Raw genomic sequence first — 16,615 nt, 5'->3', positions numbered from 1 at the left:
GGCTCTAACATCGCCTGGTGACCATCTCGCGCCCGACCGGCACTCCCGCCGGAATCGTTGATGAGGCTTGCTGCGCAGAGTCTCCACTCGCCGCGTCGCGGTCTTTGCGGCGGGACGCGGCCTGGCAGCGTCGAGCGCGGTGGGCATGGTGGCTGGCGTGGGTCAGCATGGCGGCGATGCTCGCCGAGGGTGTGATCGGGCTATGGCAGGGCCTGGCGGTCGGGTCGATAGCGCTGACCGGGTGGGCATTGGGCAGCCTGCCCGAGGCGGTGGCCAGTGCAATGGTGGCGTGGCGATTCTCCGGCTCGCGCACCTTGTCCGAGACGGCTGAACGGCGCGCTCAGCGCGGTGTCGCGTTGTCGTTCTGGCTGACGGCGCCGTATATCGCCGCAGAATCTGTACATCACTTGTTTGGTGAGCATCACGCTGACACCACGGTGATCGGTATGGCGTTGACGGCCGCCTCGCTGGTGCTGATGCCGATTTTGGGATGGGCCAAACACGTCCTCGCCGTGCGTCTGGGTTCAGCGGCTACCGCCGGTGAAGGCACCCAGAACTACTTGTGCGGCACGCAGGCCGCCGCGGTTCTGCTCGGCCTTGCGATCACTGCCGGCTGGCCCAGCTTCTGGTGGTTCGATCCGATCATCGGCCTAGGCATCGCCGCCGTTGCGATTTGGCAAGGCTTCAAGTCCTGGCGTGGTGAGGACTGCGGCTGCTGAACGAGGGCGGCCATCGTCAGGCGTCGAGTCCGTGGGCAATCAAGTCCGCAGCATGGTCCTGCTCCTCCGGCCGGACGTTGTCAGGGGCGGCAGACCTGAGTTGCCATGTCGTGACGCCGCCATCGAGGCCGGTCAACTGTCCGGTAGCGAGGGCTTTGTCGATCAGGGAGCGAACGCGTCGCTCGTTGGTCGGTTCGGTGGCGAAAAGTATTCGCAACGTGACGATTTCACCGTCGAATACGGCCAAACCCGCCAAGCCCGCTAAGCCGCTTGCGCCCATCGGGACGACAGCCAGCGGGACAAAGGGAACGGTCAACAGCGGCAGAACAGTCGGGATCAGCACAATAACCTGCTCGAGCAGAGTCTTCAGCAACGCGATGGTGTCGGTGATGATCGTGCCGATGGCTTCGACGGTGTCGAACACGATAGTGAGACCGACACTTACCGGGTTACCCGAAGCGAATGCCGCTGTGAGATCCGCTCCGATGTAGGCGAAGGTTTCCGACAAATAGGCCACATACGAACCGATATCCATCGGGTAGCCGAGGGCGAACGCTACGTTGTACGGGTCAAGGAAGATCAGTGGATTACCCAGCTCGGTCAGATAGGGATCGATTCCGGAAAAGAGCGTCGTCAAGTAGGGGTTGTTCGCCAGGTCGTTGATCAACGGCTGCAGGACGTTGTTGTAGAAGTTGGTAAACCCGCTGTTCTGCAAGAGATTGAGCCAATTTTTCTCCGTGTCGGGTGGCAACGACGAGTCTGAATCGGCGGTGGTCGCCGCCGCGTTGGCTTTCACGATCTGCGGCGCGGGCGGGGTTTGCGGTGATGCCGCCACTGCTGGGGTGGTCACACCCTGATAAGTGTTCATCACGGTGGCGGCCTGAACCCACATCCGCACATAGTCGGCCTCGTTCAGCGCAATCGGGATCGTGTTGATACCAAAGAAATTCGTCGCTAAGAGCACGGCGTGGGTGGCGTGGTTGGCGGCGAGCTCGCCGAGTGTCGGCATGATCGCCAGCGCGGTGGTGTAGGCAGTGGCCGCGGTTTGGTGCTGCGCTGCAGTCGTGGCAGCGTCGGCGCTGGCCTGCATCAGCCACGCCAGATACGGCACATGGGCGGCCACATACGCCTCGGCGCTCGGTCCTTCCCAAGCCCCGGGCTGCACGCTGCCCAAAATGGCGGACAGTTCTTGGGCGGTTTCGGTGTACTCGGTGCCAGCGCGGTCCACGCTTCTGCGGCGGTCTGCAGCGATCCGGGGCCGCGGCCGCTGCTCAGCAGCGCAGAATGCACCTCCGGCGGTGCGGCCATCCAAATCGGTGCGGTCAGTGATCGCCTCCCTCAGCCATGACGAAAACCTTTGCCGGAGCGGTCAAGTGGGTCGGGATCCAGCCCGAGGTACTTAGCCCGCAGCCGATCCCACAGTTCCAACTGCGTCCAGGCCGGCTGGCCGCGAAGCTGCTGATCGTTGGCTAAAAACGGGTTGGGCAGCATCAGCACCATCATTTGTTCGTCGCGTCCATTGTAGAGCCGCGCCCCCCATGAGGTGGGGGCCCCTTCTTCGGCGATACGGCGTTGCAGCTCGGCGCGCGAACACCTGCGGATCCGGCCGAGTTCGGGTCCGCTTTCCCGGTGCTCGCCGATGCATAGGTGAAAATGCCAGCGGCCGAAGTCCACAGTGGCGTAACCGTCGTACATCGAGATCCGCTTGGGTGGGTTCGGCGCCGCCACTTCCCAGGCCGCGCCCTGCACCAGGATGCCGAACCAGATGTCGTCCCAGTACTGCTCGAAGCACAGGTGGATCAGATCGAGCAGGCTTTGTTCGTCGGTGGGTAGCGGCCAGACTTGTTCGCGGCCAACGCCGTCCGCGTCCACAATGGCGGGATTGGGGTTGGTCATGATGTCACCTTTCCGCGCTCATGGGGCTGAGTCGTGAGCACGCAGTCGCCGCACAACCCACCGCCGGGGACGCGGTAGTAAAGGCAGCAGCTGGTCCGGCGGTAGCCGGCATCGCTGAAAACGATTGCATCCGAGAGTCTTTCGTCGGCGCACAACCTGCGGGCTAGTTGCCATCCCGGCCCGGGTGTGGCGTCGCGGTCGAAGACACGCGCCGCGCCGAGCAGCGCGGAGGCCACATTGCCCCGCAATAATTTTGCAGAGATGGGGCCGAGTCGGCGCAGCGCCGCGGTGAGCCGCGCCAGATGCCATTCGAGCACCATGTCGGCCAGCATCGGCTCCACGTCGTCACCCCGCCAGGCGACGGGACGTTCGATATGCAGCCGGATTTGCCCGCCGGCCTCGCGAAACAGCAAGTGCTCGGGCGCCAAGTCGGGCAGCAGCCGGTGGCCGGCCAACGCGCCGAGGCCGATCGACCACAGCCGCGCGGCGAAGCCGAGGAAGAATGTCGAGGCGGCGACCCGCTGCTCTGCGGCGTCCATGCGTGCCTGTATGCGGCCGACGAGCCCTTCGAGCAGTGCGGCGTCGGTGTACAGCTGCGCTACCGGCCGCCAGCCGTCATCAACGGGTCCGGTGCCCACTGCGAAATATGCACCGATGTCTGAGAGTTCGGCGAACAACGCGACGGTTTTCGCCTCGGATGCGCGGGTGCAACAACGACGTGACATCGACGTCTAACAGCTCTCTCGGGGTCGACCGCCCCGGTCCGCAGGATGCGACGACGCGAGTGTCCTGGCTCTCGGATCGCTGCTCGCCTCGCCTTCCAGCTCGCGGCCGTGGCGGTTGAGGGTCGCTCCCCGATGACAGTGGCGGGACCGCGCCGGATTTGCACCGGCTTCCTACATCGTCATCGCCTTACGTGCGACATTGTCGCACCTCGATCAGTCCAAGCGGTACCGAATCAGCCGGGAACTGTTGGCGACGACAGCCACCGACGACGCGTTGTGCAGGATCGCCGCGAGCACTGGCGACAATGCGCCGCCGGCACCGATAAGCAACCCGGCGGCGTTGACCGCGATCGACATGCCGTAGTTCTGGCGGATGACCTCGACCGCGCGGCCGCCCAAGTCGCCCACGTCGAGCAGGCGGTTCAAATCGTCGTTGGCCAACGCGACATCGGCGGTTTCCACCGCGACGTCGGTACCGGCCAGACCCATAGCGATCCCGATATTGGCGGCCGCCAGCGCCGGAGCGTCGTTGATGCCGTCGCCGACCATACCGACGACGTAGCCTTCGTCCTGAAGTTGGCGCACCAATTCGAGTTTGTCCTCGGGCAGTACCTCGGCGCGCCACTCGTCGATGCCCAGCTCGCCGGCAACCACCGTCGCGATGTCCGGGTGATCACCGGTGAGCATCACGACCCGGCGGATTCCGTTGGCGCGCAGCTTCTTCAGCACATCTGGCGCTTCGGGCCGGACTTCGTCGCGCAGGCTAATCAGCCCGACCAGCTTGCCGTCCACTGCGAGCAGGAGGGGGGTCTCGGCCTGACGGCGCAGCTTGTCGACCCAGTCCGCTGCCTTCTTCGAAACCTTGACCTTTTCCGAGCGCAGCAGGGACGGGCTGCCCAGCAGCAGCGTCCGCCCGTCGGCCCAGGTCCGCATGCCGAGTCCGACCAGCACCTCGCATTCCTCGTGCGGTGGAATGATGATGCGGCGTTCCTCGGTCGAGCGGATCACGGCCTCGGCCAGCGGGTGACGGGAGTGCAGCTCCGAGCTGGCCGCATACGCGAGCACCTGCTCTGGCTGCCAGTCATTGTGTAGCGCAATGATATTCGTCACTATAGGGCGCCCGACGGTAAGCGTGCCGGTCTTGTCGAAGACGATTGCGTCCACCCGTCCGGCCTGCTCGAGGTGCGATCCGCCCTTGATCAGGATGCCGCGGCGTGCGCCGTTGCCGATCGCCGCGCTGATCGCGGTCGGTGTCGCCAGGCCCACTGCGCAAGGGCACGCAATCAGCAGCATGGTCATCGCGCGCCGGACGTCTCCGGTGATCGCCAGGGTGATCGCGGACACGATGAACGAGATGGGAACGAAGCGACGGGAGAAGTTCTCGCCGACGGTTTGGATCGGTGCCCGATCGTGCTGTGCCTCTTCGACGCGGCTGATGATGCGGCCGATGGTGGTTTCGTTGCCGACGGCACGAGCGCGAACTACCAGTCGCCCGCGCAGCACCACCGAACCGGCGTGCACCGTTGACCCGGCAACGATGCTGACCGGCAGCGTTTCGCCGGTGATCGCGGACTGGTCGACAACCGCCTCGCCGTCGACCACGTCACCGTCGACCGGTATCGCCACGTGATCGTGGATCACCACGTCATCGCCGATCTGGATGGTGTCGATCGGGACCTGTACTTCAGTGCCTGCTTGGGGGCCGTCGGCCAGCCGGATCCAGGCCGTGTCGGCGGTGCCGCGAAGCAGATCCGAGATCGCCCGACGGGTCCGTCGCAATGTCAAATCCTGAAGGTACTCACCGATATTCAGCAGCCACAGCACGGTGAGCGCGACGACGTTCTCGCGCAGCACCAGGCTGGCCACGGTCGCGGCGGTCACCAGTGCATCAGTGCCGGCGCGTCCGGACCACAGTGAGCGCAACGCGCCGCGCAAGAACGGATAGCCCATGAACACCGTCGCGCCGGTTGCGACCAGCCGGCCGGTCGGGCCCAAAAGCGGCGGTCGTTTGAAGACGTAGCGGCGCACGCCGAGTAAGGCCAGCGCCGTGCCGCCGATCACCATGCGCAGCACCTCGGTGTTGCGCACGTCGGATGATCGCGGTGTACGAGCCGGGATCAACTCGGCGGCAACGTGTTCGGCTGAGGTGATCGACGCCAGCACCGCCTCACGATCGCAGCGCCTCGGCGAATACCAAACGACGACAGAACCGGTGTGGGGATAGGCGTGCACGGCCCGCACCCCGTTCTGCCGATCCACCGCCTCTTCCACGGCGACGGCGCGCCGTGAATTCGAACGCACCCAGGGGACGTGCACCCGCATCCGCCCCGCGGCGTCGGAAACGACGACTAAGTCAGGGCAGGTCGCGGCAGTCATCGCGGGCAATCAGTGCTCGTGGTCGTGGTTGCCGATGGCCGGAGGCTGCGCCTCCTCACCGAGGCGTTCGCGGGCTTCGGCCACCACGTCGGCCAGCTTCAGCCGGGCTGACTCCGCTGCTTCCTCGGCGCGTCGAGTTCCGCGCAGTCCCCACTCCGTCGCGGTCACGGCGGCGTCGTGAAGTGGCGCCTTGGCCAGAGCCTTGCGTACAACCTCGTAGGCGCTGACCCCGACCAGACCCGTTACCACCGTTCCGGCCGCCTTGCCCAATAGCCCGTGCACCAACATCGCGAAACGTCCTCCTGTCATGCCCTTGCCGGTCCGCAATCATAGCTTCCCACGACGGTAACATCGAGATATTGCGATATCAATATGGATTGTCCTGGCGCTCGGTCCGCGCGCCTAGTCGAGGGTGCGGGTGACCTTCTCGGTCCCGATCTTGCGCGGCAACGTGGCCGGATCGGGGTTGGCCACCTGCACCAGCGACCCGCCGACTGCCAGCACCGCGAGCAGACCGTCGATCACGTCGTCGGGCCTATCCCAGGACGCCGTCGAGAGCACCCGATCGCCAGCCGTCAAACCCCGTGCCGTCGCGGACTGTTGGCAGGCCACCAACACCTCGTCGACGGATCGGCCGGCCAAGGCCGGGCCGGGATGCCGCTCGGCGACAATCTGGTCGCCGTGTACCCGCACCGCGGTCGCGTAGTCGGTGACACCGATCGGCAGATCGGACGCCGCACGACCGAACGCGTCCAGCGACAGCACCGCTAGCTCGCCTGCGTCGGTGGTGTCGGCCTCGTCGAGCCGAGCCATGGTGCATAACGCGACATCCGCCTCTGAGCCGCCGAGTACCACCTCCGCGCCGATCCACCACACCCCGAACAACACCGCCGCCGTCTGCCAGTGTGCCGGTAGCAACACCGCCACCCGGCTGGCTGGGCCGGCGCCCAACTCGTCGCGCAGCAGGTTGCCGGTCTTGGCCGCCCAGTTGGCCAGTGTCGCCGCGGACAGCTCGATGCGCTCGCCGGTGGCGTCGTCGTAGTAGGTGATGCGAGGGCCGACCGGGTCGGCGCGCAGCATCGGGTCCAGAATCGCTTCGCTGAGCGTCGTCACCGATTCACCGCCCAGGAAGCCTCGGCCTTCAGGCCGGGGAGGAATGGGCGGTGTTGTCGTACCGCGACGGTAGCCTTCGCCGCATGAACGTTGTCCGCTATCGGTACAGGTTGCGCCCCGGCGCGACCGCGCTGGCGGCGTTGCTGCGAGAGTGGGATGTCTGCCGGTGGGTGTGGAATCAAGCGGTTGCGCGGCTTAACGAGTCCGGCGAGTGGGTCCGTGACGATGCGCTTACTGGCTGGCGGCGGGAGCATGATTGGCTGCGTAATGGTTCGGTGGTAGCGCAACAGCAGATGCTGCGCAACTTCCGCGCCAAGCGAGCCAAGGGTAAGGGGCGCCGCAAGTTCAAGTCCGGCAGGCGCAGTCTGCTGAGCCTGAATTACACCAGGCGAGGATTCGCTGTGAAAGATGGCCGCTTGCATTTGGCTGGTGGCCTGTCCATTCCGGTGGTGTGGTCGCGGGAGTTGGCGTCTGAGCCGAGCAGTGTCCGCGTCTACCGCGACAGCATCGGACATTGGTACGCCAGCTTCGTGGTGCACCGCGACGACCGGGCGCTGCCGGTCTGCGATGAGGCTATCGGCATCGACTGGGGTGTACGCGCCGTGGCGACTACCACCGACGCGGAATACGACCTGCCGCATTTGGAACACGGCAAGCGCGCCAGCAGAGAGGTCGCACGCCGGCAGCGGACGATGGCGCGGCGCAAGCCGGCCCGCGGCGAGCGGGCGTCCAAGGGTTACCTCAGCGCGAAACGCGCTGTCGCCAAGCTGTCCAAGAAAGTCGCCCGGCAGCGGAAGGACACGGCGCGTAAGTGGGCCACTAAAGTCGTCGCCAACCATGGGGCATTGGCGGTTGAGGACTTTAAGCCACGGTTCTTGGCCAAGTCCCGTATGGCGCGCAAGTCCGCCGACGGCATCATCGGCGCGACCAAAGCGACGCTGATCGAGCATGCCCAGCGGGCGGGCCGAAAGGTGGTGTTGGTGCCGCCCGCCTACACGACGATGACATGCAGCGGTTGCGGTGCGAGAGCCAAGTCCCGCCTGCTGCTGTCGGAGCGGGTTTTTGTCTGCGAGTCCTGCGGAATAATCCAGGATCGCGATAGAAATGCTGCCAGAGTCATTCTGGACAGGGCTGGTCTCAACCCTGCCGGTGCTGAAGCTGTAAGACATTCGGATCTTCTCGAGGTTCGGGTGCTTGCCGAGCCGGGAATCCCCACCCTTTAGGGCGGGGAGGATGTCAAGTCAGTTAACGCACTCGGGGTGCTCGGAGCCGGCGGTCAGGATCGGCGAGGGCGGGGGAGCGTTGTTGTCAGCCGCGCCGGAGTTCGACGAACCAGCTGTCGTCGCGGTGGGCCCGTCGCTCAAGCCCGCGCCCGGGCCGGTGTAGTCGTTGGCCAGCACCACCCGCACCGATCCCGGGGGGACCGATGCATTGGCGATGACGGGCAGTCCGCCGAGTTCTTTGGCGACCGCTTGCGCGCCCAGGTCGTCGGCCTTGGCGGCTTGCACCTGGCTGGCGGCCACATGGGCAGCGTCGTTATTGCCGATCTTCCCCGCGGCAAAGCCTTTGGAGCTCAACACTTCTGACACCGACGCAGCGAGCCCGTTGATATCGGTGTCGTTGAGCACGTTGGCGGTGGTCTTGTCGGGCGTGTAAGCGAGCTCCTCGGTTTTGCCCTGCGCCTGACCGTGCAGTAGCCCCGCGATCCAGTCTTGCACCTGATGAGGATCGACCCGCACGACACTGTGCATGCCGTCATCGCTCCAGCCGGACTCGTCGAGCACCGGGATGGTGGCGAATGCGATCTTGCCGGCGGCGAGCTTCTGCAGCTGATTCACGAAATCCATGATGTCCCAACCCGATGACAGCACCACCGAGCGCTGGATGGCCTGCTGCAGCCGGTTCATCGTTGCCGGGCTCGACAGCGTCTTCCCGGAGATCACCTGGTGGGCCAGCGAGGCCATCACCACCTGCTGGCGCACCACCCGATCCAGGTCCCCGCGGGGCAGGTCATGGCGTTGACGGACGAAGCTCAGCGCTTGTGGACCATTGAGCTTCTGCCAACCAGCCGGAAAATCGGCGCCCGAAAGTGGTTCGTACACAGGCTCTTTGAGGCAGACCTTGACACCGCCGAGGGCGTCGGTGATCAACGAGAAGCCCAGCAGCCCGATCTCGGCATAGTGGTCGACGGTGACACCGGTGAGGTCGGCGACCGTCTTGATCAGCGCCTCACGGCCGGCCTCGGTTCCCTCCGCCTCGGCCTCGGTGGGCGCGACGCCGGATTCGACCAGGCTGACGCGCTTCTCCTCCTTGGTCTGGCCGTAGACACCGTTGATTTTGGTCTTGCCCAGCCCGGGCGCGGAAACGTAGGTGTCGCGCGGAATCGAGATCGCGGTCGCGGATTTCCCGTTGTTGGGGATGCGCACCAGGATGATGGTGTCGGTGTTGGAGGCCACCTCGTCGCCGGCCCGCAGCGTCGCCAATTCCTCGGCGCTCAGCGGGTTGCCGTGGGCATCGGTGCGGCTGTCCATGCCGACCAGCAGGATGTCGATCGCCCCGTCGTCGCCGCCGTGACCCAACGATGGCGCGAAGACGTGAAAGATGCCGTCCTCGAAAGAGCGGACCTTGCTCCAAGCCACCCCGGTGCCGAGCACGACCATGACGGCCGCCACGGTTGCAATCACACGAACCACGCGATGCACAGGCATCATTTCAGACTACTTTTGTCACAGCAGTATCGCCGGTAGCTGAGGCCTCGGCGTGCCAGACTCGTGACCACGCCCACGACGATGCAGAGCAAAGCGATGAGGAGGAGTGGCGTTGGTTACCCAGCGAGACAGGATCGTGATCACCGGTGCCGGTGGGCAGGCCGGCAGCTGGGTGGCGGCTGAGGCGACTCGCCGAGGACGCGACGTGCTGGCGCTGACGTCGTCGCAATGGGACATCACCGATCCGCAGGCCGCCGGGCATATCGTGCAGACCGGCGACGTGGTGATCAACTGCGCGGCCTACACCAATGTGGACGGCGCCGAGGGCGACGAGGAGCGGGCGTACGCCGTCAATGCGGCCGGCCCCGAGCGCATTGCCCGGGCCTGCGCGCGCGCCGGCGCGCGGCTGATCCACATCTCCACCGACTACGTGTTCAGCGGCGACTTCGGCGGATCAGCGCCGCACCCCTACGAGTCCGACGACGAGACGGCGCCGCTGAGCGTGTACGGGCGGACGAAACTGTCCGGCGAACACGCGGTGCTGGCGGCCTCGCCGGAGGCCGTGGTGGTGCGCACCGCCTGGGTTTACACCGGCGCAAGCGGCAAGGACTTCGTGGCCGTTATGCGCAAGCTGGCCGCCGGCGATGGCGTCGTCGAGGTGGTTGACGACCAAACTGGGTCGCCGACCTACGTCGCCGATCTGGTCGCCGCGCTGCTCGAAGTCGCCGACGGGCAGGTCACGCGGCCGCCAAACGGAATTGTGCATGCCGCCAACGCAGGGGCGGTCTCCCGCTTCGAGCAGGCCCGCGCGGTGTTTGAGGACGTCGGCGCGGATCCCGAGCGGGTGGTGCCGGTGAGCAGCGCTCACAATCCGCGACCGGCGCCGCGACCGCCGTATTCGGCACTGTCCGGTCGGCACTCGGAGCGGGCCGGCTTGTCGCCGCTGCGGCCGTGGCGCGACGCGCTCGCCCAGGCGCTGGCTGCGCCGCTGAGACCTTGATCGTTACTCTCTACGCGTGAGTGACGTCCTGCGGGTGGTGACGGTGACCTATTCCCCGGGTCCGCACCTGGACCGGTTTTTGGCGTCGCTGTCGCATGCGACTGAGCGCCCGGTGAGCGTGCTGATGGCCGACAACGGCTCCACCGACGGGACGCCGCAGGCCGCCGTCGAGCGCTACCCGGGTGTGCGGCTGTTCTCGACCGGGTCCAACCTCGGCTACGGGAGCGCGGTGAATCGCGCGATAGCGCAGCTGGGAGATGCCGACGAGTGGGTCGTGGTGGCCAACCCGGACGTGCAGTGGGGCCCCGGCAGCATCGACGCGCTGCTGGACGCCGGCGAGCGCTGGCCGCGGGCTGCGACCCTAGGTCCGCGGATCCACGACCCGGACGGATCGGTGTACCCCTCGGCGCGCCATCTGCCCAGCCTGATCCGTGGCGGCATGCACGCCGTCGCCGGACCGTTGTGGAAGAACAATCCGTGGTCGACGGCCTACCGCCAGGAGCGGCTGGCACCCACCGAGCGCCCGGTGGGCTGGCTGTCGGGCTCGTGCCTGCTGGTGCGGCGCGTGGCCTTCGAGCAGATCGGCGGCTTCGACGAGCGCTACTTCATGTACATGGAAGATGTCGACCTGGGCGACCGGTTTGGTAAGGCCGGCTGGCTGAACGTCTATGTGCCGTCGGCCGAGGTGCTGCACCACAAGGGCCACGCCACCGCACGCGAGTCGGCGCGCAACCTGGCGGCCCACCACAAAAGCACTTACCTCTATCTCGCCGACCGGCATGCTGGATGGCGGCGCGCCCCGCTGCGCTGGGCCATCCGGGCGGGGTTGGCGGTGCGGGTACGGCTGATGGTGCGCGGCTCACGGCGGACAGAAGGGGGGCGGTGACGGTGGTGAGCGTTGAGGTTGACGCTGTTGTCCTGGTTGGCGGTAAAGGCACCCGGCTGCGGCCACTGACCTTGTCGGCGCCCAAGCCGATGCTGCTCACCGCCGGGTTGCCGTTCCTCACCCATCTGCTTTCCCGGATTGCCGCGGCCGGGATCGAGCACGTCATCCTCGGCACCTCATACCACCCCGCGGCGTTCGAGAAAGAGTTCGGCGACGGCTCCAAGCTGGGGCTGCAGATCGAATACGTGCCCGAGGAGCACCCGCTGGGTACCGGCGGCGCCATCGCCAATGTCGGCTCACGGCTGCGCTATGACACCGCGATGGTCTTCAACGGCGATGTGCTCTCCGGAGCCGATCTGGGGCAGCTGCTGAACTATCACCACGAGCAGCACGCCGATCTCACCCTGCACTTAGTGCGAGTGGCTGATCCCCGCGCGTTTGGCTGCGTACCGACCGAAAATGGCCGTGTCACAGCATTTTTGGAGAAGACCGAGGATCCGCCGACCGACCAGATCAACGCCGGTTGTTACGTGTTCTCCCGCAAGATCATCGACCGGATTCCCCACGGCCGTGAGGTCTCGGTCGAACGTGAAGTGTTCCCTGCGCTGCTTTCCGACGGCGACGTTGGCGTCTACGGCTATGTCGATGCCAGCTACTGGCGGGACATGGGCACGCCGGAAGACTTCGTGCGTGGATCGGCGGATCTGGTGCGCGGCATCGCCCCGTCGCCGGCGCTGCACGGCCACCGGGGCGAGCAGTTGGTGCACGACGGCGCCGCGGTGTCTCCCGACGCGCTGCTGATTGGCGGCACGGTCGTCGGGCGGGGTGCGGAGATCGGCCCGGGCGCGCGGTTGGACGGCGCGGTCATCTTCGATGGCGCGCGGATCGAGGCCGGCAGCGTGATCGAGCGCTCGATCATCGGCTTCGGCGCGCGAATTGGTCCGCGGGCGTTGATCCGCGACGGCGTCATCGGCGACGGCGCCGACATCGGCGCACGCTGCGAGCTGCTGCGCGGGGCGCGGGTGTGGCCCGGGGTTTCCATTCCCGACGGCGGGATCCGCTACTCCAGCGACGTGTGAGTTGCCCGGGAGACGAGGTAGGCCAGCGCCTCGTCGGACCCTTCGGGCAACTCCTCGGTCGGCCACCAACGTAGGTCCACCGACTCGTCGCTGATCGCGATCTGGGCGCCGGCCGGGGCATGGGCCACGAACTGCAGATCAAGATGACGGGTCGGCACACCCAGCGAGCAGGTGACCGGGTGGACGTGCACGGCGACCAGGTCGGGTTCGATGCGCAGGTCGGTCACGCCGGATTCCTCGGTGGCCTCCCGCAGTGCCGCCGCGACGATGTCGCGGTCGGTGTCGTCGCAGTGCCCGCCCAGTTGCACCCAACGGCCCAGCCGCGGATGCAAAGTGAGTAGGACTTGGCCGCCGGAGTCGTCGAGCACCAACGCCGACGCGGTGACGTGTCCCGGTACGCACTCGCGACGGCAGGCGTCGTCGCGCGCGTCCATAAACGCCAACACGGCGTGGCGCAGCGAGTCCTGCCCCCGGTTCGGTGCCTCCCACTCGCGGAGCAAGGCGATGGCCGACTGCCGAATGCTCACTTGCGCACCAGCAGGTCACTGACCGGCACCGGGTCGCGCGGGTCCGCTAACGGTTCAGGCGGATAGCCGATCGCGATGGCGCCCAACGGCTCCCAGTCGCCGGGCAGCCCCAGCTCTTCGCGGACCAGATCGGCGGCGAAGATCGTCGAGCCGATCCAGCAGCTGCCCACCCCGCGCACGGCCAGCGCCACCAGCAGCGCCTGCACGGCCGCCCCCACCGCGACGGTGAACATGGTGTGCTCGGCGTCGTTGCGCGCGGCGTCTGGGTAATCGTGCGCGCCTTCGGGTACCAGCATCGGGATCACGACTTCTGCTGCGTCATAGAGGATCTGGCCGCGCGCCACGCGTCGTTCGACGGCGTCGGCCGGCTTGCCGTCACCGGACATGTCGGACCGCCATTTGTCCCGCATGCGGTCCAGCAGCCGCGTGCGAATCGCGGATGTCTGCAGCCAGACGAAGCGCACCGGCCGGGTGTGGTGGGGGGCCGGCGCGGTGAGCGCCTCCGCGACGGCGGCCTCGATGAGCTGCGGCGGCACCGGCTCGCCGGCGAACTGGCGCACCGAGCGGCGCAGCAGCTGGGCCTGTCGGCGGCCCAACTCCAGGGCTTCGGCGGTGCCCAGCCAAAACAGGTCGTCGGTGCCGGACCGCACCAGGTGGCGGGCCGTGTCGCCGGTGTCGGACACGATGCCGCCGGGCAGCCCGCGCACGACGGCCGCCGGTATCGCGGTCAGCTTGCCCTTGACCAGGTCGGCCGCGGCGGCGATCTCGTCGGCAATCGCGATCTCGGTGACCAATAGTTCGTTGCCGTGCCGGTCGACGGCACCGGCGTAGCTGTGCAGGACGGCCAGACCGGCCGCGCCGACGGCAGCGTCGGTTTGGCCGTTGCGCCATGCTCGGCCCATGGTGTCGGTGACCACGACGGCGACGGTGACGCCCAGCCGTTCGCGCAGCCCGGCCCGCAGGGCCGCAGCGCTGGCATCGGGATCGACGGGCAGCAGTGCCAATTCGTCGGCGCCGACGTTGGAGCCGTCCACGCCGGACGCGGCCTGAACGACGCCCAGTTTGTTCTCGGTGATCAGCGTGCGACCTTTGCGGGCCAGCACACGAACGGCCTCCGCGTCGACAAGCTTGCGCCGCAGGACGTCTCGCGCCTCAGGGTCGTCGGGCGCGTCCACCAGCCGGCCTTCACATTTGGAAACCACCTTGCTGGTGACCACCAGCACGTCGCCGTCGCGCAGCCAGGGCGCGGCCGCGGCCACCCCCGCGCTCAGGTCGTCGCCCGGACGAAATTCGGGAAGCCCGGTGACCGGCAGGATCTCAACCGCCGAGGCGGTGCCGTGCTCGCCGCCGGTCGGCGGCGTCGTCAGTGTCACGATGCGCCGCTCCTCTTCATCGCTTCGCTCTGCATCGTCGCCCTCGCGGTCAAAGCGCCACGCCCGCGAGGTCCAGGCCGGCGCTCACCATCTCGGCCGTCGCCTTCGGATCGGTCATTATCAGTGGTACCGACTGCACTGCAACCCCGTCGATTTCGGCGTGGTCGCCCTCGTGTATCAGCCAGCAGTCCAAGATGCCCGTACCGGCTCGCGCGCCATAGTGCCGTCCCACCGCCTCTGCGGTAGACGCAACGCCGACTACGGTCAGGCACGCATCTGCCATGCCGCGCAACGGTTTTCCACCGATGATTGGCGAGTAGCCGACGATGGGCGCGTTGGTCGATCGCAGTGCTCCCCGGATGCCGGGGATAGCCAGGATTGCGCCGACGCTCACCACCGGATTTGACGGTGCCATCAGGATGATGTCGGCGTCGGCGATAGCTTCGGTGACTTCAGGCGCAGCGTGGGCCTTTTCAGCACCGATGAATGCGAAGCTGTGGGTCGGGACCTGGGCCCGGTAGCGCACCCACCATTCCTGGAAGTGGATCGCGCGCTGACTGTCGTCGGTGGGATCGGTGATGACGACGTGGGTTTCGCAGCGGTCGTCACTGGCGGGTAGCAGCCTGGCTCCGGGTTGCCAGCGGTCGCACAGCGCCGCGGTGACTTGCGAGAGCGGGTAGCCGGCCCTCAGCATCTGGCTACGCACCAAATGGGTAGCCAAATCACGGTCGCCGAGCTCGAACCAGTCGGGCTGCACGCCGTAGCGGGCGAGTTCCTCTTTGGCGTGCCAGGTTTCATCGCGATGGCCCCAGCCGCGCTGCGGGTCGACGCCGCCACCCAGGGTGTACATGCAGGTGTCCAGGTCCGGACAGATGCGCACCCCGTGCATCCAGGCGTCGTCGCCGATGTTGACGATCGCGGTCAGCTCGTGATCGCCGGCAGCTGCAGGCGCGGAGGTGAACTGGCCCAGACCGAGCAGCTGCTGCACACCGAGGAGAAAGCGGGCGCCGCCTACCCCGCCGACCAGAACCGTGACCTTCACACCGCACGACAGTACGCCCGGCGACGATGCGGCTCGAACCCTCGCGGCGGGGGTCCGTCCGGGTGCCGAAAAAGGGGGTGTGATCGACACGCCGGAGCGGCAACGGCTTCAGTGTCACAAAAAAATGATCACGAGATGGTATGGAATTCTTCCGAATCGCTTGCAAAGCGCAGCTCACCCGTGTCTAATCACATCAGTGTCATTTCCCGGTTGGCCGGCCGGATTCGGTGTCGCAGACCGAGATTCGATCATTTGTTCGAATCGAGATGGCACACATCAAAACAGTGGTGATATTCACGATCAACGAAACCTAGGTGAGGAGGCGGAGCATGTCCTATGAGCACCTTCGGGGCCTAATGGGAGGCACACCGCACACCACTACCGGCTCGCCAATCACAGGGGTAACAGCAAGGCCCCGTTTGAGTTTGGTTCCTGTTCCCGATGCGGTCGAAGTGACGACAGTCTTTGACCCCGACCCGGTGACCACGGACCAGTGGCAAGACCGCGCGTTGTGCGCGCAAACGGACCCCGAGGCGTTCTTTCCCGAAAAGGGCGGCTCCACCCGTGAGGCGAAGAAGATCTGCCTGGGCTGCGAGGTCCGGGCCGAATGCCTCGACTACGCGTTAGCTCACGACGAGCGGTTCGGCATTTGGGGCGGGCTTTCCGAGCGGGAACGCCGCCGCCTCAAGCGCGGAATCATCTGACGCGGTCGACTCGATTGGTCGGCGGGCGACCCGCCGCGCGCGGCCGCGCCGAGCTGGCGATCGCCCGCTGGTCAGTCGTCCTCGATCGTCGGGTCGATGACCGAAGGCTCGACGTCCAAATAGGTGGCTACTTGGGCCACCAGGATTTCATGCAGCAATTCGGCGAGTTCAACCGTGTCCTTCGCGCGCCGCTCAATCGGCTTGCGGAACAACACAACTCGCGCCCTGGTAGCGCTTCCGCGCACGTCGACGCCGGCGCCGATCAACCGGGCCAACGCGATCGGCCCGTCGGCGACCACTTCCGGCGGCCACTGCACGCTGTCGGGATCCTTCGCCGAGATCCGTGGGATCTCGTCGACCGCCACGTCGAGCCCCGACAGTCGCTCCTGCCACCGTCGCTCGATTGGCTCGTAGGCCTCGAGCACGGCCATGTCGAAGCGCTCGGCGCGGCTGCGCCACCCGGGCAC

At 66.7% G+C, this 16,615-nt stretch carries 16 protein-coding genes, 1 pseudogene and 1 riboswitch; of the genes and pseudogenes, 6 read left to right on the top strand and 11 right to left on the bottom strand.

The window, feature by feature from the left end:
* Positions 1 to 167 precede the first annotated feature (167 nt).
* Positions 168 to 719, top strand: coding sequence for a cation transporter (locus tag ACLQI9_RS08720; protein ID WP_442382729.1), 552 nt, complete (start codon positions 168 to 170; stop codon positions 717 to 719).
* Positions 720 to 735: 16 nt separating this feature from the next.
* On the opposite strand, the pseudogene ACLQI9_RS08715 reads toward ACLQI9_RS08720, so the two are convergent.
* The 6 genes and pseudogenes from ACLQI9_RS08715 to ACLQI9_RS08690 all read right to left on the bottom strand — a co-directional run bounded on the left by ACLQI9_RS08715 (position 736) and on the right by ACLQI9_RS08690 (position 6,796).
* Positions 736 to 2,027 (bottom strand): annotated as a pseudogene (locus ACLQI9_RS08715) (PPE family protein).
* Between the two features lie 30 nt (positions 2,028 to 2,057).
* Complete coding sequence (locus ACLQI9_RS08710; protein ID WP_442382705.1) at positions 2,058 to 2,615, bottom strand: DUF7676 family protein; 558 nt, start codon at positions 2,613 to 2,615, stop codon at positions 2,058 to 2,060.
* Positions 2,612 to 3,340 carry a (2Fe-2S)-binding protein gene (locus ACLQI9_RS08705; RefSeq protein WP_442382706.1) on the bottom strand — a complete coding sequence of 243 codons (729 nt, stop codon included), beginning with the start codon at positions 3,338 to 3,340 and terminating at the stop codon, positions 2,612 to 2,614. The genes ACLQI9_RS08710 and ACLQI9_RS08705 overlap by 4 nt, the downstream gene beginning before the upstream one ends.
* 37 nt (positions 3,341 to 3,377) lie before the next feature.
* A riboswitch (cobalamin riboswitch) is annotated at positions 3,378 to 3,557 on the bottom strand.
* Complete coding sequence (ctpC, locus tag ACLQI9_RS08700) at positions 3,554 to 5,716, bottom strand: manganese-exporting P-type ATPase CtpC (protein WP_442382707.1); 2,163 nt, start codon at positions 5,714 to 5,716, stop codon at positions 3,554 to 3,556. Its footprint overlaps the riboswitch before it by 4 nt.
* A 9-nt stretch (positions 5,717 to 5,725) precedes the next feature.
* A complete protein-coding gene (locus tag ACLQI9_RS08695) occupies positions 5,726 to 6,004 on the bottom strand; it encodes a DUF1490 family protein (protein ID WP_442382730.1) in 279 nt (92 codons plus the stop codon).
* 114 nt (positions 6,005 to 6,118) lie between these two features.
* On the bottom strand, positions 6,119 to 6,796 hold the full coding sequence (locus tag ACLQI9_RS08690; RefSeq protein WP_442382731.1) for a TIGR03089 family protein: 678 nt from the start codon (positions 6,794 to 6,796) through the stop codon (positions 6,119 to 6,121).
* Between the two features lie 116 nt (positions 6,797 to 6,912).
* Between ACLQI9_RS08690 and ACLQI9_RS08685 the strand changes: the two genes are divergently transcribed.
* A complete protein-coding gene (locus tag ACLQI9_RS08685) occupies positions 6,913 to 8,052 on the top strand; it encodes an RNA-guided endonuclease InsQ/TnpB family protein (protein ID WP_442382708.1) in 1,140 nt (379 codons plus the stop codon).
* 18 nt (positions 8,053 to 8,070) lie between these two features.
* Here the strand turns inward: ACLQI9_RS08685 and ACLQI9_RS08680 are convergent, their stop codons facing one another.
* Positions 8,071 to 9,537, bottom strand: a complete 1,467-nt coding sequence (locus ACLQI9_RS08680) for an LCP family protein (RefSeq protein ID WP_442382709.1) — start codon at positions 9,535 to 9,537, stop codon at positions 8,071 to 8,073.
* A gap of 112 nt (positions 9,538 to 9,649) precedes the next feature.
* Here ACLQI9_RS08680 and rfbD point away from each other — a divergent pair, with 112 nt between their 5' ends.
* Genes rfbD through ACLQI9_RS08665 form a run of 3 tightly spaced genes read left to right on the top strand, consistent with a single transcriptional unit; the run spans position 9,650 to position 12,502 of the window.
* Complete coding sequence (gene rfbD / locus ACLQI9_RS08675; RefSeq protein ID WP_442382710.1) at positions 9,650 to 10,537, top strand: dTDP-4-dehydrorhamnose reductase; 888 nt, start codon at positions 9,650 to 9,652, stop codon at positions 10,535 to 10,537.
* A 34-nt stretch (positions 10,538 to 10,571) separates the two neighbouring features.
* The gene (locus ACLQI9_RS08670) at positions 10,572 to 11,423 is read left to right on the top strand and encodes a glycosyltransferase family 2 protein (protein WP_442391489.1); all 852 of its coding nucleotides are present in this window, start codon (positions 10,572 to 10,574) and stop codon (positions 11,421 to 11,423) included.
* Positions 11,424 to 11,425: 2 nt separating this feature from the next.
* Positions 11,426 to 12,502, top strand: a complete 1,077-nt coding sequence (locus tag ACLQI9_RS08665; protein ID WP_442382733.1) for a sugar phosphate nucleotidyltransferase — start codon at positions 11,426 to 11,428, stop codon at positions 12,500 to 12,502.
* On the opposite strand, the gene ACLQI9_RS08660 is transcribed toward ACLQI9_RS08665, so the two are convergent.
* From ACLQI9_RS08660 to cofD, 3 genes are read right to left on the bottom strand one after another with little or no spacing between them, the layout of a single operon-like run.
* Complete coding sequence (locus ACLQI9_RS08660; RefSeq protein ID WP_442382711.1) at positions 12,484 to 13,029, bottom strand: NUDIX hydrolase; 546 nt, start codon at positions 13,027 to 13,029, stop codon at positions 12,484 to 12,486. The two genes, ACLQI9_RS08665 and ACLQI9_RS08660, sit on opposite strands and share 19 nt — an antisense overlap.
* Positions 13,026 to 14,396 carry a coenzyme F420-0:L-glutamate ligase gene (locus tag ACLQI9_RS08655; protein WP_442382734.1) on the bottom strand — a complete coding sequence of 457 codons (1,371 nt, stop codon included), beginning with the start codon at positions 14,394 to 14,396 and terminating at the stop codon, positions 13,026 to 13,028. The genes ACLQI9_RS08660 and ACLQI9_RS08655 overlap by 4 nt, the downstream gene beginning before the upstream one ends.
* Before the next feature lie 55 nt (positions 14,397 to 14,451).
* Positions 14,452 to 15,444, bottom strand: coding sequence for a 2-phospho-L-lactate transferase (cofD, locus tag ACLQI9_RS08650; protein ID WP_442382712.1), 993 nt, complete (start codon positions 15,442 to 15,444; stop codon positions 14,452 to 14,454).
* Between the two features lie 356 nt (positions 15,445 to 15,800).
* Here cofD and ACLQI9_RS08645 point away from each other — a divergent pair, with 356 nt between their 5' ends.
* The gene (locus ACLQI9_RS08645) at positions 15,801 to 16,148 is read left to right on the top strand and encodes a WhiB family transcriptional regulator (protein WP_324436170.1); all 348 of its coding nucleotides are present in this window, start codon (positions 15,801 to 15,803) and stop codon (positions 16,146 to 16,148) included.
* 71 nt (positions 16,149 to 16,219) lie between these two features.
* Here the strand turns inward: ACLQI9_RS08645 and ACLQI9_RS08640 are convergent.
* On the bottom strand, positions 16,220 to 16,615 hold a 396-nt coding region (locus tag ACLQI9_RS08640; protein ID WP_442391474.1), incomplete at its 5' end, for a metallopeptidase family protein.

Origin of the sequence: Mycobacterium sp. (assembly GCF_052143115.1) — a bacterium.
GTDB lineage: Bacteria > Actinomycetota > Actinomycetes > Mycobacteriales > Mycobacteriaceae > Mycobacterium.
This window is presented reverse-complemented; position numbering and strand designations above follow the sequence as displayed.